Here is a 21,134-nt window from a genome sequence, read left to right on the forward strand (position 1 = left end):
GTTCTGGGGCGTGCTTTATAACACCCGCTCCCCCTTTTTATGAGGTTTGGGGGGGGGGCCCCATCCCCCTCTTTCCCCCCCCCCCTCCTCTTGCCGTGCGCTGCCCGCGGTAGTCCTGACGGGAACATCGATGCTCGTGCCGTCGTATTCCGGCCGAGAAGGTCAAGCTCTCGTCCTGCGTTCGGCGTGAGCACCAGCTTTGCTCCTCAACTACCGTCTGGATCCGCTCATGTGGGGAGCTGATAGTCGAACCAGATGCGGTGCGTCCCATCCGCGTCGACTGCGATTCCGCCTCCGCCCGAGATTCCTGTCAACTCCCCAGTGCCGCTGGAGGGAATGATGACCAAGGACTCGTCACTCCGGATGTCTCCGACCGTCGTTGCCGAATGTGAGAAATTGAACGTGCCAGACCGGCGGTCGAGTACACCTTCGAAAGACTCCATTGCGACATACCCGCCGACGTCTGTGACCGCGTCCAGAGCGTACGTGAACACGGTCACCGAGCGTCCGGCCATATCTCCCGAGAACTGCTTCTCCACTCTCATTACCGCCACGGAGGCGGCAGTCACCGGCCCGGTATCCATGGGCGGGGCGACGGGGGAGAACGCTTCTACAGTGAACGTCCCTGATGCTTGCATGATGCTCCTTTGATTCTCTGAGTTCTGTAGTCACGGCCGAGACAGGAACGCGGCGTCACGGTCGTACTCATCGGCTTCGTCGCACAACCCGGGCTTGCTCAGCTCGGCGGCCTTCACGCGCGAGAAATCGGCAAGCTGGTAGAGCCGGCGGATTGCCACCTGAACGACGGCGTCGACGGTGAGAGGGATGCTCCCGGCATCCGATCCATAAGAGTCGATCAGCAGCTGGATGCGTCGCGGCACGTCGGCACCAGTCGGTGCGCCCACCGGCGGCTCGGCGGTGAGTGGAACCATGCGGGTGGCGAAATAGGCGATGTCCCAGATCCGCGGGCCCGGCGAGCACATGTCGAAATCGATCGCGCCGACGATCCGGCCACCGTCGAACGCGAGATTGTGCGGGGAGAAATCGTTGTGGCAGATGACCTCCACGGGCACCTTCGTCGACGACTGCCAGACGCTTTCATCGAGCGGGAAGCCGATGGATGCGTCATGCAGCCGGCGCAGCATCCGCGCCCCCTGCTCAAGTGCCGCATCCGTCCATACCCAGCTCGGCATCGGATACGCGGGAACGAAGGCGTCGATGAAGCTCAGCGTCTCGTGCGTGCCGTCGAAGCCGATCGGCTCCGGCGCCCAGTCGATCCCTCCGCGCTTGAGGTAACGCAGGTAGCGGTGCACGGTCGGTGTCCATGACCCGCCCACACGACGGACCGTGTCGCCGTCGCGTACGACGGTGTTCATGTTTCCGCCGGACATCGACTGCTGCATGTCGTTCATGATGGTTCCCTTCTAGTCGTCGGTCTCGGGGATGAGCACGGTGGCGAGGGTTATCCGGCGCTGCCCTTCCTTGCGCTTCTCCAGGTAGGGCGTGAGCACCTCCATGAGCTCAGCCTGCAGTTTCTCCAGGTCCTGACTGTCGAGGTGGAGTATGGCGCGGGCGAATCCCAGGGAGCCCCGCATGTCCACCCGATCGTCGTCGAGGAGCCGCTCGAAGTCATTCGAGAGTCCGCTGAGGAACACCGTGAACGCCGAGCGCAGTTGCACGGCATCCATCGCCTGCAACTCGCCGTGGTCCACGTGCGCCAGTCGGTCGCCGAGTGCGAGTGTGCGCTCGATGGCGCCGCGGACATGTCGTTCCTCGATGACAGCCAGGATGTCGGCCTCGAGCAGCGCCGCGACGTGCCGGTACAGGGTGGCCTGTTTGACCTCGGGCAGAGCTTCACGCAACTGGGTCGTCGTCATGCTGCGGCCGCCGAGTTGCTGAATGATCTTCATGCGCACCGGATGGAGGACGATGTCAGCGATCTGATGCTCTTCAGCCACGAGTGTTCTCCCAACCATTATCATTATGATAATGTTCTCATCACGACAACGACCATTGAAGCAGAGGTGAGCATGATGACGCAGGTGGGCTACAAGCAAGAGGGAGTGGACATCCGATTCCCGGGCTGGGAAGCGATGATGGCCGGGCGAGGATTCGCGCGAGTGCCCCTCTCCGCCATCCTGTCGGCTCGGGTCGAGCCCGGATGGACCTCGGAGATCCTGGGCCTGCGCTCAGGCCTGGTCGTGTCGGGGTATCGCAAGCTCGGCACCTTCACGCATCCCTCCGGGGCTCGGCGGCTGGTCTCGATGAAACGCGGCCTACCGTTGCTGCGGCTGGGCACGGTCCGGGGCGAAACCGGATTCGATGAGGTCCTGCTCAGCACTGAAGACGCGGACCGAATCGCGCAGGCGATCCACGGGAGCGTCTCCCGATGAGCGCCGCACCGATCGAGGTCAGAGGGCTTGCCAAGCGCTTCGGTGCTGCCGACGCCGTGACGGATGCGACGTTTGGTGCGGCGCCGGGGCGCGTCACCGGCTTTCTCGGGCCGAACGGCGCCGGGAAGAGCACCACACTGCGCGTGCTGCTCGGCTTGATCCGTCCTTCCCAGGGAACCGCGCTCATTCTGGGCAAGCGCTATCAGGATCACCGTCGTCCGGCCCGCCTCGTCGGAGCGGTGCTCGACATCGCCGGTGCGCACCCGAGAACGACCGCCCGGCAGCACCTCCGCACCTACAGTGCGATCTCTGGTCTCTCCTCGAAACGCGTCGATGCGGTGCTCGATGAGACCGGCGCCGTCGCGTTCGCTGATCGTCGTATCGGCACGTTCTCGACCGGGATGCTCCAGCGCCTTTCGCTCGCGACCGCGCTCCTCGGGGATCCGGAGATCCTTGTGCTCGACGAGCCCTCGAATGGTATGGATCCCGCCGGCATCGTGTGGCTGAGGACATTCCTGCGGACTTTCGCGGCGTCGGGTCGCACCGTCCTGCTGTCCAGCCACGCGCTCGGCGAAGTCGAGCAGACGGCCGATGACGTGGTCCTCATCAGCCGAGGCCGAGTGACACGAACGGGACCGCTCTGCGAACTTCGCTCGAATGGGGAATCACTGGAAGACGTGTTCCTTCGCGCCACCCACGAAGGGGCACCGCTGTGAGACTGGTCCACGGTGAGCTGATCAAGCTCGTCACTCTCCGCCTGGCCTTCTGGACGATGCTCGTCGCGGGGGCGTGCGGAATGCTGCTGACGGGCACACTCGCCTTGATCGGCCCCGAGAACGCGACCCCGCCGATGCCCGGACTCGACGCCGTCGAAGGCGTCGAGATCGTGCTCGGCCTTCCCGCGGTGCTGCTGTTCGTGCCCGCCCTCATCGGCACCATCGCCGTCACCTCCGAGTATCGGCACCGCACTATCGGCACGACGTTTCTCGCGGCGCCGACGCGCGGGCGAGTACTCGGTGCGAAGCTCGTCGTCTACGCGCTTCTCGGTCTGAGCTACGGCATCATCTGCTCGGCCGCATCCGGAGCGGCTTTGTATGCGGGAGCCGCGGTGCGAGAAGTCGCGATCCCGGTCCCGGTCGGAGAAGTCGTGGTCCCACTGCTCCAACTCGCGCTCGCGGCTGCCGTCTACATGGTGCTCGGAGTCAGCATCGGCGCGCTCGCCCGGAACCAGCTGGTCGCGATCGCCATCGTGCTCGGCTACTTCTACGTTCTCGAGTTCGTGCTCATGATGATCCCGGGTGTGAACTCTCTGTACCCGATCCTGCCCGGCGGAGCGACGGCCTCGCTGACCAGCTTTTCCTTCCTCACGAACGCCCTGGCCGAACAGACCTCCCTCGGAGCTGCTTCCCTCGCCTCTCCGGTGATGGGAGCCTTCATTCTGCTCGCCTACGCGTGCGCCGCTGGGCTTCTGGCGGTACTCGTTCCTCTTCGTCGCGACCTCACGTGACGAGTCAGAAGCGTCCCGCGGCGCGACGACCTCACACCTCTCGAGGTCGAGCAACTCGACTACGCGCGTAACGAACCGGTCACACGAGCCGGCTGAAACCAGCAAACAGCTCTCCGGACCCACCGGGGCGAGTCAATGCAACCCTCGGCGGGCCAGCCGTCACGCCGCAACCAGCACCGAGATCACGTTGCCTGCGGGATCCTTGAACCACGCGATCTCGGGGCCCGACGCGCCGTCCGGTCCCATCCGTGCGATTCCCTTGTCGTCAGTGCCGAAATCGGGGTCGGTGTAGATCTTGGTGACCACACCGCGGGCGTTCAGATCATCGACGGCGGCATCGATGTCGGCCACCGCGAAGTTGAGAACGGTGTACGTCGCCGGAACGTGGTCCGGCTTGTCGTACACGAGGATCGAGCCGCCCTGCGGCCGGCCGATCTCGAGGAAGCCCATCGCGTTGTTCGAGACCGGCATGCCGAGCGTCTCGCCGTAGAACGTGCGGGCGGCGTCGAGGTCGTCGACGCTGAAGCCGCTGAAGACCCGCTCGGGGGTGAATGCGCTCATGAGCCAATGGTGCGCTCGCAGACGGCGCATGTCCACCGCTTCTGAGACCGGCGCGCCGGCATCCCGGGATCAGCCCCGATCCACCGCCGACCGCTCGTCGACCCGCGTCTTCCTCAGGCTCGCCACCGTCGCCACCGCGATCGTTCCCGCGATGAACAGCAGCGACAGCCAGATCGGGATCTCGGGGATCACCGTGATCGGCTCGCCGCCGTTGATGAACGGCAGCTCGTTCTTGTGCAGCGCGTGGATGAGCAGCTTCACGCCGATGAAGGCGAGGATCACCGCCAGGCCCTGGGCGAGGTACACGAGCCGCTCGAGCAGGCCGCCGATCAGGAAGAAGAGCTGGCGCAGCCCCATCAGCGCGAACACGTTGGCGGTGAAGACGAGGTACGCCTCCTCGGTCAGCCCGTAGATCGCGGGGATCGAGTCGACGGCGAAGATGAGGTCGACGAAGCCGATGGCGACGATCGTCAGCAGCATCGGCGTCACCCAGCGCCGGCCGTCCTTCCGGACGGTCAGCTTGTCCTCGTGGTACTCGTCCGTCACCGGCAGGCGCCGGCGGACGAAGCGCATGAACCTGCCGTCGACGACGTTCGAGTCGCCGTGCGAGAACGCCTGTTGGTAGGCGAGCACCAGCAGCAGGGCGCCGAACAGGTAGAAGACCCAGGTGAAGTTCTCGATCAGCGCCGCACCGACCGCGATGAAGACACCGCGCAGGATGAGTGCGATGACGATGCCGATCATCAGCACCTTCTGCTGGTAGATCTTCGGCACGGCGAAGCTCGACATCACGATGAGGAACACGAAGAGGTTGTCGACCGACAGCGCCTTCTCGGTCAGGTAGCCCGCGAAGTACTCACCGCCGAACGTCCAGCCCGAGACCACACCGACGCCGACGCCGAACACCAGCGCCAGAGCGATGTAGAAGGCCGACCAGCGCGCCGATTCAGCGATCGTGGGCTCGTGCGGCGTGCGCACATGCGTGAAGAACTCGTAGATGAAGAAGGCGACGGTCACCGCGACCGTGATCATCCAGACGAGGGGGCTGACTTCCAAAGGGGTCTCCTTACCTGAGGCGAACGAATCGACGCCAAGGTCTTCTCCATTCCCGAACCGGGAACCGGTGGACCGGGATGCGACGTGCAACCGTGGTGACGAGCCACCGCGCGGGAGTACTCCCCTTGTGGCGACAAGTGTACCCGCCGTCGCAATGCATCTTGAATGCCCTCCTCGCCCCCTGCGATCCTCACCTGCGAGACGACGAAGTTCGATAAGAGGAGTGTCAATGGAGATCTCACGACGCGGATTCCTGGTGGCGGGCGCAGCCTTCGGCAGTGCCGCGCTGATCGCAGGCGGTGCACAGCCGGCCCTGGCATCCGCTCTGCGCCCCGCGGGTGCGCTCGACCCGGCGGATGTCGAAGCGCGCGCTCTCGCGCTGTCGCCGCCGGTCTTCCTGCTCGAGACGCGCGTGCCGCGACAGTTCTCCACGGGCAAGGGAAGCACGATCTCGATCAGCCCCGAGCGCGGCAAGGTCGGCGCCCACAGCCTGAAGTGGGAGCACGCCGCCCGAGGAGTGCTGACCATCAAGGAGCCCCTGCGCTACCAGGCCAGCCGCTACACCGCGGGCATGGACCAGGCGCTGATGGGCACCGTCGACACCTTCTCTATGTGGGTGTACAACTCCGAACCCACCACCGACCGTCTGCGCGTCGAGTTCGGCCGCGGAGCGACCACCGACATGGTCTTCGAGTTCGGTCTCGACTTCACCGGCTGGCGAACCTGCTGGGTGCGTCTCGGCTACGACACCGAGGGGACTCCGCATCACGCTATGAACCGGGTGCGCTTCGTCGCGCCGGCGCGCTCGGGCAGCCTGTACATCGACCAGGTGGTGCTCAACACCGAGATGCGCCCCGACCACCCAACCCCCGACCGCCAGGCACCGTTCGTGCAGCCCGAGATCGCCGAGGCCGACAACCGGCACTGGCTCGACCTGGTTCGCTTCGATGACGACCTCGCCGCGGCGTCCCTTCCCGCAGCCGACGGTGCCGCTGATCTCGCCGGCATCCGTGCCGCGCTGCTGAAGTCCGCGACGGTCGCCGCCGACGTGACCACTGCCGGGCTCGCGAAGGCGAAGGAACAGGTCGCCGAGCTCGGCGTGCCCCAACGAGCATCCGGAATCCCGGCCAGCCCCGGCTCCTACATCAACGGCTACCAGTCGGCGATCCTGCCCGCCGAGATCCGCGCCGACGTCATGACGCTCGCATCCGCCGTCGCGCTGCGCGCGTACGGCACCCGCATGCGAGCGATCGCCGCGGCATCGGCGAAGGCACGGACCTCCGGGGCCGCCACCGCGCCGGAGTTCGACGAGCTCTACCTGCGCATGTACGCACACCTCGAAGACCAGGGCTTCGCGAAGGGCAGCGCGCAGGGCACGATCCACCACATCGGCTACCAGTACCGTGAGGCAGCCGACTCGTTCCTCGTCGCGCAGCCGCTGCTGACCGAAGCCGGGCTGTGGCGTCGCGCGATGGACAACCTCGCCTGGTTCGTCGGGCTGGGCCGGCTCACGCACGACTTCAGCGACCCGGCCGAGTACGGCGGCATCATCGACGTGCAGAACACTCTGCTCAAGCCGATGGCGATCTGCGCGGTCGGCGCCGGAACCGCCGACGAGCAGTGCCGCCTGCTGGCCGCGCTCACCCGATTCACCGAGCGCTCGCTGAGCACCTCGCCGGGGATCGAGGGAGGGCTCAAGCCCGACGGCACGATCTTCCACCACATGGGTCCGTATCCGGACTACGGCCGCGATGCGCTGGTCGGAATGGCACCTGTGGTCGCCCTGCTGCACGGCACGGCCTTCGCCCTGGGAACCCTCGCACGCGCCTCGCTGCGCCGGGCGCTGCTCACCCAGCGTCTGCACGCCAACACCACGCAGTGGCCGATCGCGCTCACCGGCCGCCACCCCGATGGGGGGCAGGGACTCTCGCTCAACCCGTTCACGGCGCTCGCAGCGACACCCATGCCGGGGGAGGGCGGCCAGTTCGACCCGGAGGTCGGTGCCGCGTTCCTGCGGCTGCTGCCGCCGAACCCGTCGGCCGCGCAGCGCAGCCTCGCCGCCGACCTGCGCGAGGCGGGCATCGAGGCCGAGCCCGCCCCGAACGGACACTGGGCGCTGGGGTACGCCGCCTGTGGGCTGCATCGCCGCGGCGAGTGGCTGGTCGCGCTGCGCGGACACAACCGCTACCTGTGGTCGAGTGAGATCTACGCCACCGACAACCTCTACGGTCGCTACCTCGCCTACGCGTCGGTCGAGGTGCTCGCCCGAGCCGACGACAGCGGGCAGATCACGCATCCGGCCAACGGCTATGTTCACCCGGGCTGGGACTGGAACCGCATCCCCGGCGCGACCACGAAGCACCTGCCGTGGAACCTGCTGAAGGGCGACCTGAGCGGCACGATCGAGATCATGCCGCTGACGCGATCGGCGTTCGGCGGGGCCGGTTCGTTCCAGGGCGAGCACGGCGTGTTCGGGATGCACCTGATCGAGCATCCGACGTTCGACCCCACGCACACAGCGAAGGTGTCGCGATTCAGCTTCGACGATCTGATCGTCTGCCTGGGCAGCGACATCGCGAACGACGACCCGCACCACACCACCGAGACGACCCTGTTCCAGGTCGCCGTGCCGGCCGCCGACGGCACGGACGACGCGGCGCAGCTGACCCGGCCCACCGGTGTCGTCGACCCCCTCGGCAACGGCTTCCACCTGCCCGCCGGGCAGCGGCTGCGCCGCATCAGTGCGGTGCAGAGCGCTCCCGACGAGAAGGACACCACGACGGCATCCGTTCCGTACGCCACTGCGCTCATCGATCACGGAGCGGCGCCCCGCGGTGCGGCGTACGAGTACGCCCTGCTCGTCGGGGCGGGGGTGCAGCGCACGGCCGACTTCACCACGCGGATGAGCACCGACGACGCGCCCTACACCGTGGTGCGAAAGGATGCCGCCGCGCACATCGTGCACCATCGCGACACCGGGATCACCGGTGCGGTGGTCTTCGCCGACGTGACGGACCTCGACGCGGCGATCACCGCCGTCGACGCACCGTGCCTGCTGATGTGGCGCAGCGACGAGCAGACGCTCTCGCTGTCGGTGACCGACCCCGACCTGCATCTGTACGAGGGCGACGACCCGGATCAATTCGCCGCCGACGGCAGCTACGTCGGAGCGAACACGAGCTATTCCCGCCCGTGGCGGCGCAACACCAGCGCGCCGTCGCACGTCAGCCTCACCGTGCAGGGGCGATGGTCGTGCGACGAGGACGGCGTGACGGTGAACGCGGCCGGCGACACGACGACGATCACCGTGACGTGTCGCGACGGCGCCTCGCGCGATCTCACCCTGACCGCCATCGGGTGAGATCGGGCGCAGGCCCGTCGTCGGGGATGCGGTGCACCGCGGCGAGACGCTCGGTCTGGCGTCGATGGGATACTGGCGGCACCATGACGACGACGATGCTGCTGCTCGCCGACACGCACATCCCGGCGCGGGCGAGACGACTGCCGCGCGCTGTGCTCGACGCGATCGATGCATCCGACGTCGTGGTGCACGCGGGGGATTGGGTCGACATCGCCACACTCGACCTCATCGAGTCGCGATCCCGAGAATTCCACGGCGTCTACGGCAACAACGACGGGCCCGAGCATCGCGAGCGGCTCCCCGAGATCGCCCGCTTCACCGTCGGGAACCTGCGCTTCGCGGTCATCCATGAGACGGGCCCGGCGGCGAAACGCGAGCAGCGCATGGATCAGGTGTTCGCCGACACTGACGTGCTGATCTTCGGGCACTCGCACATCCCGTGGGACACCCTCACGCCACGCGGCCTGCGTCTGCTCAATCCCGGGTCGCCGACCGATCGGCGCCGTCAGCCGGCATGCACGATGATGAGCGTGCGCATCGACGGGGGAGCGCTCGACGTCACGCTGATCCCCGTGAACCGCGACGGTGAGCCGCTCCCGGTGAACCGCGACGGATGAGCCGCGACCGGTGAACCGCGACGGATGAGCCGCGACCACCGGCCGCGGTTCACCGAAATCGATTCTGAGAGCGCCGGGAACCATATCGCCGCGTGTCATTCCGTGATAATCGTCGCCCGAAATCGACATCGCCCAATAGGCTCCAAGAAGCGGAGCTTTCTCGAGTCGCTCCGCACTCGTTTCGCGCTTCCGGGGGATGGTCACACCCGCGTCTCTCCTGCGCGGGTGTTAGGCGGACCGATGAGTGGACAAGCTCTGCTGACGATACCGGTGATCGGAGTGCGCGCCGCACAGATCCGAGCGGAAGACCCGCCGGTCCGGAGGGAAGGCGCAGTGCCGCGACTCACATGGGTGCTGTGCGCCGCTCTGCTGCTCTGCGGGTGCATCCTCGTCTCGGCGGCGACCACGACCGACGCGGACTGGTGGCACCTCTACTTCAGCAGACTCGGCATGATGGGCGACTTCTCCAGCTTCGCGTTCAACGGAGGACTCATCGCGAGCGGAGCCATCATCGCCGGCTCGTCGTGGATGCTGCGGATCCGCCTCGCCGGCGTGCTGCCGCACTCCCGGCGCTCGCGGGTCGCCATGCGTCTGATGCCCCCGGCGATCGCCGGTCTCGGCATCAGTCTGCTCGCGATCGGCGCCTACCCGCTCTCGGTCGACCCGGTCGCGCACGAGCGGGCCACCAACGGCGCCGTGCTGTCTTTCGCCTTCCTGCTGCTCTCGCACCGTGTGCTGCTCTGGCAGCTCGATGGGGCACTGCGCCGTGCCACCATCACCAGTGCAGTCATCATGATCGTCGCGCTCGCCGCGTTGAAGGCCGAGGTCATCTCGCTCACCGTCTTCGAGGCGATCGCTTTCGCGATCATCCTCTGGTGGGTGCACCTGCTCGAGCAGATCGCGCACCGCCATGCCTTCTCAGCCCCGTCGAACGCGTCGACCTGGTCGCCGCGCCGGCGAAGCACCAAGACGGGCGCCCCGCCTGCGGCCGTCCGGCGCCGCGCGGGCGCCGTGAAGATCCGTCAGGGGTGCTCGGAGCGCCGCGCCCGTGCGACGACGATGCCGCGCCGCGACGTCTCGAACCCCTCCAGCATCTCGCGCAGCTGCGCAGCGCCCACGTCGGCGCCGAACGCGTCGGCTCCCGGCTCGAGCATGATGCCGGATGCCAGAGGGCCGGCGATCACGGGATCGAATCCCAGGTCGTCGATCAGTCGCGACACGGCATCCAGGTCGTCGACCGAATCCCCGGCGATCGCGATGGCCTTGCGCCCAGCTGCCCCGGCGGGACGAGCCTCGTCCTCCAGATCGTGGTACCCCATGTGCCCCAGCCCTTTGACGACGCGCGCGCCCGCGAGGTGCCGCTGAACCAGCTCGCTCGTCGAGGTGCGCGGGTCGTCGAGGTCGGGCCGATCTCCATCACCGCCCCACCAGTAGTTCATGGCGTCGATGACCAGCATCCCGCGCATCTGCGCCGCCGGCAGCGTGCGGTACCGGCCGAGCGGCAGCGCCAGCACCACGGCATCCGACAACGTCACCAGGTCGGAGACGCTCACCGCCTCGGCTCCGATCGCGGCGATCGCGCGTGCGATGGGAGCGGGATCGCCCGCTCGCGCGACGACCACCCGGTAGCCGGCATCGACCGCGAGCGACGCCAGCACACGCCCCAGACGGCCGGCGCCGATGATGCCGAGCGTCCGGATCGGCGAGGTGACAGTCACCCCGTCATCGTACGGCGGCCCGTCGGGCACCGGCGCAGGCGTGCTCAGTGGTCGCGCAGCATGGTGATGAGCTCGGCCTTGCGCTTGCCGGAGTAGCCCTCGATGCCGAGCTCCTTCGCGCGCTTCTTCAGCTCGTCAACCGTCCAGTCGTCGTAGTCGCCGGACTTCCCTCCTCGGCGTCCGACCGCCGCGCGGCCGTCGCGGGCGGCCGCGTTCGAGATGCGCGCGGCCTTCTCCTTCGATGCGCCGTCATCGCGCAGCTTCTCGTACAGCTCTTCGTCCTTGAGCTCTGGCTGGTTCGGCATGGCCGCCTCCTCGGATCTTCGGACGTCGCCGATCGGCGACTCGGGATGACCATATGCACGGCAGCCGCCCGCTCGAACCGCCTTGACACGCCGGATGGCCCGGTCTATCGGCTCACCGCCAGGCTGCTTCGATGATGTGCGGCGGATGACCGCTCGCGTCGTACACCCGCACCCAGTGCACGTCGACGGCGATGATCTCGAATCCGGCATCCAGCGCGCGGGAGTTGGGAAACCGCTCGCTGTACACCTCGCCCAGACGCCAGCGCTCCTCATCGTGGGTGATGCGGGCGCGGCCCTCCAGCTGCACCGACGTGTCCGCTCCGGTGATCGCCACGGCGACATTCGGGCGCTCGCGGATGTTGCCGACCTTGCGCGACTGGTCGGACGCATCGAACACGAGCACGCCGTCGTCGGTGGCGGTGAGGCCTACGTAGGCCGCCTGCGGCGCGCCGTCACGTCCGACGCTCGCCACCACGCCCGACCCGCACACACGGACGAAGTGCGCGATGGCCGCGCGATCCGACGCCTCGATGGTCATACATCGACGGTACGCCCGTCGCCGCCGCACGACGAGGGGTTCTCCGATGACAGCCGTCAGACCGCCCGTTCCCACGATTCCACTGTGCCAGGCACGACCGTGAACAGCGGGTGCGGCGTAGGCGCCGACGCGCGCCAGCGCACGGCATCCGCAGGGCTGCGCTGATCGAGCTTCGCACCCAGATGCTGCCACTCCAGCGCCAGCTGACCGTCGGTCACCGGGATGAGGGCGACGGGCGACGCCGGCGCGAGGATGCGCGTTCGATCGAAGCGGTAGCCCCGGGCATCCGCTTCGTCCGCGACCGATGACAGATACGCGCCGACCGATGCGAGCGGGTCGGCCTGCGCGCGGAACCGCTCGAGCTGCGGATGTCTGGTGTATCCCTTCGTGCGCCCCGCGAGAACCGCCTGGGCGAGCAGCGTCTCTCGCCAGCAGGCGACGAGAGCCGCCCGGTCGAGGTGCGCGGGGTGCAGCGACCAGATCCTCACCCGCGGCCCGGCTCCTCCGAGCTCGCGACAGCCGGCTCAGCGTCCCGCGCGGCATCCGGCTCGGCATCGCGGCGGCTGAGCTTCGACGGCCACCAGATCGCCCGACCGATGTCGTAGCCGAGCGCCGGCACGAGCAGCGAGCGCACCACGAACGTGTCGAGCAGCACGCCGAAGGCGACGATGAATGCCAGCTGCACGAGGAACAGGATGGGAATCACCGACAGCGCGGCGAACGTCGCGGCCAGCACGAGCCCCGCGGAGGTGATCACGCCGCCGGTCACCGCCAGGCCGCGCAGGATGCCCTCGCGCGTGCCGTGCCGCTTCGATTCCTCGCGCACACGGGTCATCAGGAAGATGTTGTAGTCGATGCCCAGCGCGACGAGGAACACGAAGCCGAACAGCGGCACCGCGGGGTCGGCTCCCGGGAACCGGAAGACGCCGTTGAACAGCAGCGCGGCGACGCCCATCGCCGAGCCGAACGAGAGCACGGTGGTGAGGATCAGCAGCACGGGCGCGAGCACCGCCCGCAGCAGGAGCATGAGGATCACGAGGATCACGCCGAGGATCACCGGGATGATCAGGTTGCGGTCGTGGATGGATGCTGTGTTCGTGTCGACCGCGGTGGCCGTGACGCCTCCGACCTTGGCTCCCGTCTCGTCGAGCTCGGCGCGCAGCCGGTCGACGGTCGCCTCGGCGTCCGCCGAGTCGGCGGCGTCGGTGAGCGTGCTCTGCAGCAGCACGCGCCCGTCGACGACCGTGGGCTTGGGAGCGGGGGTGCCGGGAGGGCCGAATGCGGTGATGCCGTCTGCGGTGACCGGGGCGCTGCCCGACGGCGAGTCCTCGGCGGTCACGTTGACGCCGTCGACGCCATCGTCGGAGAGCAGCACATCGGCGGCGTCCTGCAGGCGGCTCTCATCGACCAGCACGTACGCGGGACTGCCCGACCCGCCCGGGAAGTGCTCGCCGAGTACCTCCTGGCCGTCGCGCGCCTCGGAGGCGCCGAGCACGAGATCGGACTGCGGCACGCCCTTGGCATCCAGCTGCACGACACCGACCGCGGCGATCGCCAGCACGACTGCCGTCGATATCCAGATCAGGCGAGGACGAGTGCGGATGCCGCGCGCGAGCCGGGGCCACAGGCCGCTGCCCTCCAGCGGGCTCGCGTCGGCGACCCGCGCGGGTTCGTACTTCGGGCGCTGGGGCCAGAATGCCGCGCGGCCGAACAGCCCGAGCAGGGCGGGGAGCAGCGTGAGTGCGGCGAGCATCGCGAAGACGATGCCGATCGCGGCGACCGGCCCGAGCGTGCTGTTCGACTTCAAGTCGCTCAGCAGCAGGCACAGCAGGCCCGCGATGACGGTGCCGCCGGAGGCGAGGATCGGCTCGAACGAGCCGCGCCAGGCCGCCGCAACCGCCGTCCACCGGCTCTCGGTGAGATGCAGCTCTTCGCGGAAGCGCGCGACCATCAGCAGCGAGTAGTCGGTCGCGGCACCGATGACGAGGATGAACAGGATGCCCTGCGTCTGGCCGCTCAGCAGCAGGATGCCGAACTTCGCCGCCCACCACACCACCAGCAGCGCCACGCACAGCGCGAACAGGCTGGTGCTGAGCACCACCACCGGCAGCAGCAGCGAGCGGTACACGATCACGAGGATGACGAGCACGGCCGCGAGCGCGACGAGCAGCAGGATGCCGTCGATGCCGGCGAACCCGGCGACGAGGTCTGCCGTGAAGCCGGCCGGACCCGTGATGTACACGTCCACGCCGTCGGGCACACTCTCGTGCAGGTCGGACGAGAGCGCGGTGGACACATCGCCGATGTCGGCATCGGTGTCGATCGGCACGAATGCTTGGGCGGCGCGTCCGTCATCGGAGACGATCACGGGGGAGGAGCCGTCCTTCACGCCTTCAGCGGTCGTCGCGTCCTCCAGCGCGGACGTCAGGTCGTCCTTCAGTGCGTCGTCGATCTCGTCGTCGGAGGCGAAGACCACCACTGCCGGGATCGAATCGGAGCCGAGGAAGTCGTCGAGAGCAGCCTGCACCTCGGTCGCGTCGGCCGAGTCGGGAAGGTACGTGGTGCGGTCGTTCGAGGAGACCTCGTCGATCTTGCCGAACAGCGGGCCGCCGAGACCGGCTCCGGTGAGCCAGAGCAGGATCAGTGCGGCCGAGATCAGCACACGCCAGAGCGTCTTCGGCTTCTGCTGCCTCTGCTGCTGCCGCTCTGTGCGGAGCTGCGCTCGCGTCTTCATCGGTGTCCTCTCGTCAGAACAACGGTACCGGCCGGCGGAAAGGTCGACCGAGGACTTGACAGGCCTAGCATGAGGGCATGCAGAGAACACTCGTCATCGCGGCATCCGCTCCGGTGCCGAGAGGCAATCGCGTCGAGATCGCTCAGGCCGCCGACGGGACGGTCATCGCCGTACGCGACCTCGACCGGGGCATCCAGTACGAGGTGCGAGACACCACGCGCGAACAGCTCGACATCTGGCGCGCGGTCGTACGCGACTGCCGCGTGACCGAGGCGGCGCGTGAGCCGCGCACCGTACTCGTCGTCGGGTTCTCGGATGCGGCCTCGGCGGCCGAGGAGGCGCTCAGCGAGGCGGATGCCGCAGCTGCCGCGGCCAAGGCGGAGTCCGATCGCTGGGGCGGTGCCGACAGACAGCCCGCCGAGGCGCCCGAGCGGTTCTGGTGATGGGCATGGAGCGCACGCTCAGCGGAAGTCCCGCGAGCGGTGCGCGAGGCCGGTGCGCAGGTCTTCGAACGCATCGGCGAGCACGTTCGTGACGCCTTCCGGGGAGCGCTCCAGGAGCCCTCGAACGATGAGCGCGGGGGAGTCCCGAGCCACCCGCCGATAGCGAGCCCACACGCCCGTCGTGCAGATGATGTTCATCAGGCCGTGCTCGTCCTCCAGATTCAAGAAGGTGACTCCGCTGGCCGTCGCCGGACGCTGGCGATGCGTGACCACTCCGGCGACCTCGATGCGCCGTCCCGTCTCGTGGGTGCGCAGCTGGGCGGAGTTCAGCACGCGCCGCTCGTCGAGCGCGGCCCGCAGATGCGACATCGGATGGTCATCGATCGAGACGCCGGTCGCCCACAGGTCGGCTGCCAGGCGCTCGTACCCGGACTGATCGGAGAACAGCGTCGGCTGCACCGAGAGAGCCGTGCCGGGCAGGAAGCGCGCCCGGTCTTCGGCCGCCGCACCCGCGAGCCAGATGGCCTCGCGTCTGCTGAGCCCCAGGCATTCGAAGGCCCCGGCCGTGGCCAGTGCCTCGATCTGCGCCGTGGTGGCGTCGGTGCGCCGCACCAGATCGTGCAGGTCGCGGAACGGCCCGTGCTCGTCTCGTGTCGCGACGATCCGCTCGGCGAGCTTCACGCCGATCCCGCGCACCCCCGACAGTCCGAGCCGCACGGCGAAGCGGCCGTCGCGGCGGTGCGCAGCCGATTCGTCCGGGGCGGAGCTGTCGAACCGCAAAGGGGCCGGCTGGTCGAATGCCGCACAGGATGACCTGCCGGTCGGGCCGGCATCCGGGCCTGCCCCGGAATCGGGCGTGCCGACCGGCTCCAGCCCGTCCACCACCCCGGACGCGTGCAGGTCGGGCCGGCGCACCTGCACGCCGTGGTGGCGGGCATCCGCGGTGAGGGAGGCCGCCGAGTAGAACCCCATCGGCTGCGCCCGCAGCAGCCCGGCCAGGAACGCCGCCGGATAGTGCAGCTTGATCCACGAGCTGGCGTAGACGAGCAGCGCGAACGACAGCGAATGCGACTCGGCGAAGCCGAAGTTCGAGAACGCCTGGATCTGCGCGTAGATGCGATCCGAGACCTCCGTGCTCAGCCCTCGCCGGCTCATCCCGGCGTACAGCTTCGCTCTCACCTTCTCGATCTTCTCCAGCCCGCGCTTCGAGCCCATCGCCCGGCGCAGCAGATCCGCCTCGTCGGCGGTGCAGTCGCCGATCGCGGTGGCCATCTGGATCAGCTGCTCCTGGAAGATCGGCACACCCAGCGTGCGCTTCAGGATCGGCTCCAGATCGCGGTGCGGATAGGGGATGTCGAAGGGCACCGGCTGCTCGCCGTGGCGCAGCCGCTCGCGGTTCTCGGCATCCACCCTGTCCTTCTCGAGCTTGCGACGTACGAACGGGTGCACCGCCCCGCCCTGGATGGGACCGGGCCGGATGAGAGCGATCTGGATGGCGAGGTCGTAGAAGCAGCGCGGCTGCAGCCGGGGCAGCAGACCCATCTGCGCCCGCGACTCGACCTGGAACACCCCGATCGAATCGGCCCGGCAGAGCATGTCGTAGACCCCCGCCTCTTCTTTGGGGATCGTCTCGAGCGTCCAGTGCTCGCCGGTGGATGCCCGGATCAGGTCGAAGCAGTGCTGGAGAGCTGCGAGCATGCCGAGCCCCAGCAGGTCGAACTTCACCAGGCCCATCGAGGCCGCGTCGTCCTTGTCCCACTGGATCACCGTGCGCTTCTCCATGCGGGCGTGCTCGACCGGCACCACCTCGCCGACCGGACGGTCGGTGAGCACCATCCCGCCGGAGTGGATGCCGAGATGCCGCGGTGCTCGCAGCAGGTCGTCGGCATAGCCCAGCACGTCGTCGGGGATGTCGTGGCCCTCCACCGGCTGCAGCCCCGAGCTCCACCCGTCGACCTGCTTCGACCAGGCATCCTGCTGGCCCGGCGAGTACCCCAGCGCCCGTGCCATGTCGCGCACGGCGTTCTTCGGCCGGTACTGGATCACGTTCGCGACCTGGGCGGCGCGCTCGCGGCCGTAGGTCTCGTACACCCACTGGATGATCTCCTCGCGGCGGTCGGAGTCGAAGTCCACGTCGATGTCGGGCTCCTCGGTGCGGGTGGTGGCGAGGAAGCGCTCGAACGGCAGCCCGTACAGGATCGGATCGACCGCGGTGATGCCCAGCAGATAGCAGACCGCGCTCGCCGCGGCCGACCCCCGTCCCTGGCACAGGATGCCCCGGCGCCTGGCCTCCTGCACGATGCCGTGCACGATGAGGAAGTACCCCGGGAAGTCCTTCTCGTCGATGACGTCGAGCTCGCGCTCGATCCTCGCCCGCCCCGCAGCGTCGAGACGCGGATACCGCTCGGGCACCGCCTGCCAGACGAGGTGGCGCAGCCAGCTCATCGGCGTGTGTCCGTCGGGCACTTCCTGCTTCGGCAGCGCAGGGCGAGCGGATCGCAGCGGGAAGGCGCACTCGGCGGCCAGCCGCAGCCCGTGTTCGATCGCCCCCGGATAGCGGCGGAACCGGGCTGCCATCTCCGCTCCGCTGCGCAGATGCGCCCCACCGTGCGCGGGCAGCCAGCCGTCGAGGTCGTCCATGCTGCGCACCGCACGCACCGCGGCCACCGCCTCGGCCAGACGCGCGGTCTCGGGCGAGGCGTAGTGCGCGTTGCTCGTCGCGACCACCGGCAGCCCCATGCGCGCGGCGAGCTCGGCGAGGGCGTCGTTGCGGCGGGTGTCGAGCGGGTCGCCGTGATCGAACAGCTCCACCGCCACCCGGTCGTGTCCGAACAGGTCGACGAGCCGCCCCAGCGGAGCCTCGGCATCCCCGGCCTCCAGCCCGCGCCGGACGGCTCCCTTGCGGCATCCGCTCAGCACCGTCCAGTGCCCGTCTGCCCGCGCGGCCAGCTCGTCGAGGTCGTACACCGGGCGGCCCTTCTCGCCGCCGCGCAGCTGAGCGGCCGAGATGGCCCCGGAGAGGCGGTGGTAGCCCTCGGCGCCGCGGGCCAGCACGAGCAGATGATCGCCCTCGGGGTCGGGGGTGCCCGCCCGCCCACGGGAGCGGGTGCGAACGGGGTCATCCACGATGCCGAGCGAGAGCTCGGCGCCGTACACGGTCTGCACCCCGGCATCCATCGCCTCGGCCACCTCGGCGAAGCGGGATGCCCCGTAGAAGCCGTCGTGATCGGTGATCGCGAGCGCGCTGAGTCCCAGCCGCTCGGCCTCGGCGAGCAGATCCTCGGGGGAGGAGGCGCCGTCGAGGAACGAGTACCAGGAGTGCGCGTGCAGCTCGGCGTAGGGCACGGCGTCGGCCGGCCGCCGCACATCGAGGTGAGCCGTCGTGCGACGACGCCTGCTCACCGGACCCGGGTCGGCACGAGGACGCACCGGCTCGCTCTGCACCGGAGCGGGGCCCTCCAGGTCGAGGGTGCGCTCGAGCTGATGCCACGTCTGCCCGGGATTGTTGTGCCAGCCCATCAGCGGTACCGCCCCTCGGCCCACCAGCCGTCCGCCGAATGGAACACCAGCCAGGCGCGGTGCCCCGCATCGAGCAGCTGGAAACGATGCCCGGAGCGGGCGCGCTCGGCATCCCACCGGTGCTCGTGCACCGGCCACGGACCCGCCCAGCCGACCACCTCGCTGTCTTCGATCAGCGCGGGCGGGGTCGACAGCGCCCCGCGCTCGTCGATCTCGATCTCGGCGCCCGCCGCACCGCTCACCCGCACCGGGCGCATGGGCGTGTACACCTCGGTCGGCAGCGGATCGGGCAGGCTGCCCGGCCACGGCTGCGAGGGATCGCGCTGCACGAGCGGCCGTTCGCCCCACGGCGTGAGCACCTGACGGTCGGCCAGCATCCGCCCGCCCGCCATCGCAGCCGTGCTCACCCCGCGATGGCCGAGCAGCGTCTGCACGCGCGAGACGGCATGGTGCAGTCGCTCGTCGGTGCCGGAGCCGAACAGGCCGGGCTGGTGATGGGCGGCGTCGTCGACCGCGACCGGCGAGAGCCGCACCCCCACGATGCCGCGGAAGGCGTGAGCGGCGTCGTCGGGGGCGTCGTCGACGATCGTCTCGAGCTGCCAGCGCACCCGGTCGACCAGGTCTCCCGCGTCGAAGCAGGTCGGATGCAGCCAGGTGCGGGAGAAGACCGCGCCGTCGTCGTCGGTGAGGTCGATGCGCACCTCGGTGCACACGGCCGAGACGTCGGCGAGAGCGAGCAGCACGGCATCCGCCGTCTGCCGCACGGCGAACGCGATCTGGTCGGACTGCCCGAGCGGAGTGTCGAACTGCACCTCACGCGCCAGCTGCGGGTCGGGCGGTTGCGGGGTGAGGGGCCGGGAGTCGGCTCCGGATGCCAGGTCGTGCAGCCGTGCCCCGTGCTCGCCGAATCGCGAGCGCACCGAGAGTGCGTCGAGAGCGGCGAATCCGCCGAGGGTCGACACCCCCAGCCGCCGCAGCAGGTCGGCGAGGGCGGGCTCGCCGAGCACGTGCAGGGGGAGCGGGGCGAGGAACGCGCGGGAGGCCCCCGGTGCGATCACCGCCCAGGGATCGATCCCGTCGCCACCGGACGGAGCCGCCCGGGCCGCGAGCTCGGCGGTGAACATGCCGTCGCCCACGCCGATGCGCACGTCGCCGAATCCGGCATCCGAGAGCATCCGCACCAGCGCGGCCGCCGCCCCCTCCTCGCCGTCGTGATAGCGGGAGATGCCCCGCGAGCGCAGAGCGGCGAGCCCCGGGCGCAGCAGATGCACGCCGGGCGCGTGCGCCTCGATCAGCCGCAGCACGGGCAGGAACGCGCGCTCGTCCGCCGTCTCGTCGTGCGGCAGGATCCGCAGCGACGGCAGGCTGCTCTGCGCCTGCCGCTTGCGCTGTCCGACGCGCACTCCATGCGCCCGGGCGGACTCGGTGCAGGCCGACACGACGCCGGCGCGCACGAGAGCGGTGGGCGGATGCGGGGGTGCGGCGCCGAGCGCGGCCCGCAGCGGCCAGTCGGGAAACCACAGCACGTGCACGCGCATCACCTCGCCCGGCGAGGACGCATCCGCGCTCATGACGCCACAGCCCAGCTCGGGTGGGTCGGCAGCGACTCACGCGGGTCGAGCACGGGCTCGGAGGCGACGTCGATGCGGCCGAGATCATCGGGCAGTCGCACCCGCAGGCTCTTCGGCACCGGCGTGGAGCGGGTCTGCGCGGTGACGGTGACCGTGCGATCCGAGAGCAGCCCCCATCCCTCGCCGAGGCCTTCCCAGTGCGGGTCGTGCAGCGTGATCAGCCCCTCGCCCTGCGGCCAGGGGGAGGTGGTGAGCAGCGTGCAGCCGCGGTCGCGCAGCCGTGCCGCGAGTCGTGCGGCATCGGCATCCTGCACGCGAGAGGCGGGGTTCATCGCGATCAGCGGCACCACCTCGGCCAGGGCCGAGACGACCGCGAGCCAGCGCTCACCCGGTTCGGGCACGAGGATCAGCCGCGACAGGTCGACGCCGAAGGCGGTCGCCGCCTCGAGGCCGAGCGTGGGCATGCCGACCGCCGCGCACCAGCCGCCGCGCTGCGAGAGCGCGCTCATCAGCGCGAAGATCAGGCTCGGCGAGGGTGAGACCGAGTACACGGTGCCGGTCAGCAGCCCGCCCTGAGGCAGCAGATCCCGCAGCGCGGCCGGCATCGGCAGATGCGCGTCGTCGCTGCGACGGCGCTGCATGCGGCCGATCTCGCGACGCAGGCGCAGAATGTCCCCTGCCCGTTCATCGGCGGGGGAGAGTGCCGCGGTCGTTCTGATCCCCATGCATCCATCCTCGAATAAAGCTTCGAACACTTCAAGTCGTCATGCAAGACTAATTCGCACATCCGACATCGCCATACCGCACCGTC

At 69.1% G+C, this 21,134-nt stretch carries 19 protein-coding genes and 1 pseudogene; 7 read left to right on the forward strand and 13 right to left on the reverse strand.

Annotation, left to right across the window (positions count from 1 at the left end; all coding sequences use genetic code 11):
- Positions 1-227: 227 nt before the first annotated feature.
- The 3 genes from ACWGSM_RS12875 to ACWGSM_RS12885 are packed head-to-tail and all read right to left on the reverse strand — an operon-like array spanning position 228 to position 1,910.
- Entirely contained in the window at positions 228-638 is a 411-nt protein-coding gene (locus tag ACWGSM_RS12875) for a DUF3224 domain-containing protein (protein ID WP_452323313.1), read from the reverse strand.
- A 30-nt stretch (positions 639-668) separates the two neighbouring features.
- Entirely contained in the window at positions 669-1,412 is a 744-nt protein-coding gene (locus ACWGSM_RS12880) for a phosphotransferase (RefSeq protein ID WP_452323314.1), read from the reverse strand.
- Between the two features lie 12 nt (positions 1,413-1,424).
- A complete protein-coding gene (locus tag ACWGSM_RS12885) occupies positions 1,425-1,910 on the reverse strand; it encodes a helix-turn-helix domain-containing protein (protein ID WP_452323315.1) in 486 nt (161 codons plus the stop codon).
- A gap of 9 nt (positions 1,911-1,919) precedes the next feature.
- Here ACWGSM_RS12885 and ACWGSM_RS12890 point away from each other — a divergent pair, with 9 nt between their 5' ends.
- From ACWGSM_RS12890 to ACWGSM_RS12900, 3 genes are read left to right on the forward strand one after another with little or no spacing between them, the layout of a single operon-like run.
- Complete coding sequence (locus ACWGSM_RS12890; RefSeq protein ID WP_452323316.1) at positions 1,920-2,393, forward strand: hypothetical protein; 474 nt, start codon at positions 1,920-1,922, stop codon at positions 2,391-2,393.
- Positions 2,390-3,109 carry an ABC transporter ATP-binding protein gene (locus ACWGSM_RS12895; protein ID WP_452323317.1) on the forward strand — a complete coding sequence of 240 codons (720 nt, stop codon included), beginning with the start codon at positions 2,390-2,392 and terminating at the stop codon, positions 3,107-3,109. The genes ACWGSM_RS12890 and ACWGSM_RS12895 overlap by 4 nt, the downstream gene beginning before the upstream one ends.
- Complete coding sequence (locus ACWGSM_RS12900) at positions 3,106-3,900, forward strand: ABC transporter permease (RefSeq protein ID WP_452323318.1); 795 nt, start codon at positions 3,106-3,108, stop codon at positions 3,898-3,900. Before ACWGSM_RS12895 ends, ACWGSM_RS12900 begins: the two co-directional genes overlap by 4 nt.
- 159 nt (positions 3,901-4,059) lie before the next feature.
- Here the strand turns inward: ACWGSM_RS12900 and ACWGSM_RS12905 are convergent, their stop codons facing one another.
- Positions 4,060-4,461 carry a VOC family protein gene (locus ACWGSM_RS12905; protein ID WP_452323319.1) on the reverse strand — a complete coding sequence of 134 codons (402 nt, stop codon included), beginning with the start codon at positions 4,459-4,461 and terminating at the stop codon, positions 4,060-4,062.
- Positions 4,462-4,530: 69 nt separating this feature from the next.
- On the reverse strand, positions 4,531-5,517 hold the full coding sequence (locus ACWGSM_RS12910; protein WP_452323320.1) for a TerC family protein: 987 nt from the start codon (positions 5,515-5,517) through the stop codon (positions 4,531-4,533).
- 229 nt (positions 5,518-5,746) lie between these two features.
- On the opposite strand from ACWGSM_RS12910, the gene ACWGSM_RS12915 reads away from it, so the two are divergent.
- The 3 genes and pseudogenes from ACWGSM_RS12915 to ACWGSM_RS12925 all read left to right on the forward strand — a co-directional run.
- Positions 5,747-8,878 (forward strand): chondroitinase family polysaccharide lyase, encoded by a 3,132-nt coding sequence (locus ACWGSM_RS12915; protein ID WP_452323321.1) that lies wholly within the window; start codon positions 5,747-5,749, stop codon positions 8,876-8,878.
- A gap of 83 nt (positions 8,879-8,961) precedes the next feature.
- Complete coding sequence (locus ACWGSM_RS12920; RefSeq protein ID WP_452323322.1) at positions 8,962-9,495, forward strand: metallophosphoesterase family protein; 534 nt, start codon at positions 8,962-8,964, stop codon at positions 9,493-9,495.
- A 240-nt stretch (positions 9,496-9,735) separates the two neighbouring features.
- Positions 9,736-10,323 (forward strand): annotated as a pseudogene (locus tag ACWGSM_RS12925) (DUF998 domain-containing protein); the annotation flags it as partial.
- 194 nt (positions 10,324-10,517) lie between these two features.
- Here the strand turns inward: ACWGSM_RS12925 and ACWGSM_RS12930 are convergent.
- The 5 genes from ACWGSM_RS12930 to ACWGSM_RS12950 all read right to left on the reverse strand — a co-directional run bounded on the left by ACWGSM_RS12930 (position 10,518) and on the right by ACWGSM_RS12950 (position 14,790).
- Positions 10,518-11,213, reverse strand: coding sequence for an NADPH-dependent F420 reductase (locus ACWGSM_RS12930; protein WP_452323323.1), 696 nt, complete (start codon positions 11,211-11,213; stop codon positions 10,518-10,520).
- 44 nt (positions 11,214-11,257) lie between these two features.
- Entirely contained in the window at positions 11,258-11,518 is a 261-nt protein-coding gene (locus ACWGSM_RS12935) for a DUF7218 family protein (protein ID WP_452323324.1), read from the reverse strand.
- Positions 11,519-11,630: 112 nt separating this feature from the next.
- A complete protein-coding gene (locus ACWGSM_RS12940; RefSeq protein WP_452323325.1) occupies positions 11,631-12,056 on the reverse strand; it encodes a pyridoxamine 5'-phosphate oxidase family protein in 426 nt (141 codons plus the stop codon).
- Positions 12,057-12,112: 56 nt separating this feature from the next.
- Positions 12,113-12,544 carry a pyrimidine dimer DNA glycosylase/endonuclease V gene (locus ACWGSM_RS12945; RefSeq protein WP_452323326.1) on the reverse strand — a complete coding sequence of 144 codons (432 nt, stop codon included), beginning with the start codon at positions 12,542-12,544 and terminating at the stop codon, positions 12,113-12,115.
- A complete protein-coding gene (locus ACWGSM_RS12950; protein ID WP_452323327.1) occupies positions 12,541-14,790 on the reverse strand; it encodes an MMPL family transporter in 2,250 nt (749 codons plus the stop codon). Before ACWGSM_RS12950 ends, ACWGSM_RS12945 begins: the two co-directional genes overlap by 4 nt.
- A 77-nt stretch (positions 14,791-14,867) precedes the next feature.
- Here ACWGSM_RS12950 and ACWGSM_RS12955 point away from each other — a divergent pair, with 77 nt between their 5' ends.
- The gene (locus ACWGSM_RS12955) at positions 14,868-15,233 is read left to right on the forward strand and encodes a hypothetical protein (protein ID WP_452323328.1); all 366 of its coding nucleotides are present in this window, start codon (positions 14,868-14,870) and stop codon (positions 15,231-15,233) included.
- Positions 15,234-15,251: 18 nt separating this feature from the next.
- Here the strand turns inward: ACWGSM_RS12955 and ACWGSM_RS12960 are convergent, their stop codons facing one another.
- The 3 genes from ACWGSM_RS12960 to ACWGSM_RS12970 are packed head-to-tail and all read right to left on the reverse strand — an operon-like array spanning position 15,252 to position 21,048.
- Positions 15,252-18,752 carry an error-prone DNA polymerase gene (locus ACWGSM_RS12960; RefSeq protein ID WP_452323329.1) on the reverse strand — a complete coding sequence of 1,167 codons (3,501 nt, stop codon included), beginning with the start codon at positions 18,750-18,752 and terminating at the stop codon, positions 15,252-15,254.
- Positions 18,752-20,323, reverse strand: a complete 1,572-nt coding sequence (locus tag ACWGSM_RS12965) for a DNA polymerase Y family protein (protein WP_452323330.1) — start codon at positions 20,321-20,323, stop codon at positions 18,752-18,754. The genes ACWGSM_RS12960 and ACWGSM_RS12965 overlap by 1 nt, the downstream gene beginning before the upstream one ends.
- Positions 20,320-21,048 carry a hypothetical protein gene (locus ACWGSM_RS12970; RefSeq protein WP_452323331.1) on the reverse strand — a complete coding sequence of 243 codons (729 nt, stop codon included), beginning with the start codon at positions 21,046-21,048 and terminating at the stop codon, positions 20,320-20,322. The genes ACWGSM_RS12965 and ACWGSM_RS12970 overlap by 4 nt, the downstream gene beginning before the upstream one ends.
- Between the last annotated feature and the right edge of the window lie 86 nt (positions 21,049-21,134).

The organism is Microbacterium sp. NPDC055521 (genome assembly GCF_053619695.1).

Bases quoted from the DNA above. Each gene is read 5' to 3' on its own strand.
- ACWGSM_RS12970 (WP_452323331.1), bottom strand. From the start codon at position 21,048: ATGGGGATCAGAACGACCGCGGCACTCTCCCCCGCCGATGAACGGGCA.
- ACWGSM_RS12880 (WP_452323314.1), bottom strand. From the start codon at position 1,412: ATGAACGACATGCAGCAGTCGATGTCCGGCGGAAACATGAACACCGTC.
- ACWGSM_RS12875 (WP_452323313.1), bottom strand. From the start codon at position 638: ATGCAAGCATCAGGGACGTTCACTGTAGAAGCGTTCTCCCCCGTCGCC.
- ACWGSM_RS12920 (WP_452323322.1), top strand. From the start codon at position 8,962: ATGACGACGACGATGCTGCTGCTCGCCGACACGCACATCCCGGCGCGG.
- ACWGSM_RS12935 (WP_452323324.1), bottom strand. From the start codon at position 11,518: ATGCCGAACCAGCCAGAGCTCAAGGACGAAGAGCTGTACGAGAAGCTG.
- ACWGSM_RS12905 (WP_452323319.1), bottom strand. From the start codon at position 4,461: ATGAGCGCATTCACCCCCGAGCGGGTCTTCAGCGGCTTCAGCGTCGAC.
- ACWGSM_RS12955 (WP_452323328.1), top strand. From the start codon at position 14,868: ATGCAGAGAACACTCGTCATCGCGGCATCCGCTCCGGTGCCGAGAGGC.
- ACWGSM_RS12915 (WP_452323321.1), top strand. From the start codon at position 5,747: ATGGAGATCTCACGACGCGGATTCCTGGTGGCGGGCGCAGCCTTCGGC.
- ACWGSM_RS12950 (WP_452323327.1), bottom strand. From the start codon at position 14,790: ATGAAGACGCGAGCGCAGCTCCGCACAGAGCGGCAGCAGCAGAGGCAG.
- ACWGSM_RS12965 (WP_452323330.1), bottom strand. From the start codon at position 20,323: ATGAGCGCGGATGCGTCCTCGCCGGGCGAGGTGATGCGCGTGCACGTG.
- ACWGSM_RS12885 (WP_452323315.1), bottom strand. From the start codon at position 1,910: ATGAAGATCATTCAGCAACTCGGCGGCCGCAGCATGACGACGACCCAG.
- ACWGSM_RS12960 (WP_452323329.1), bottom strand. From the start codon at position 18,752: ATGGGCTGGCACAACAATCCCGGGCAGACGTGGCATCAGCTCGAGCGC.
- ACWGSM_RS12890 (WP_452323316.1), top strand. From the start codon at position 1,920: ATGGAGGACGATGTCAGCGATCTGATGCTCTTCAGCCACGAGTGTTCT.
- ACWGSM_RS12940 (WP_452323325.1), bottom strand. From the start codon at position 12,056: ATGACCATCGAGGCGTCGGATCGCGCGGCCATCGCGCACTTCGTCCGT.
- ACWGSM_RS12895 (WP_452323317.1), top strand. From the start codon at position 2,390: ATGAGCGCCGCACCGATCGAGGTCAGAGGGCTTGCCAAGCGCTTCGGT.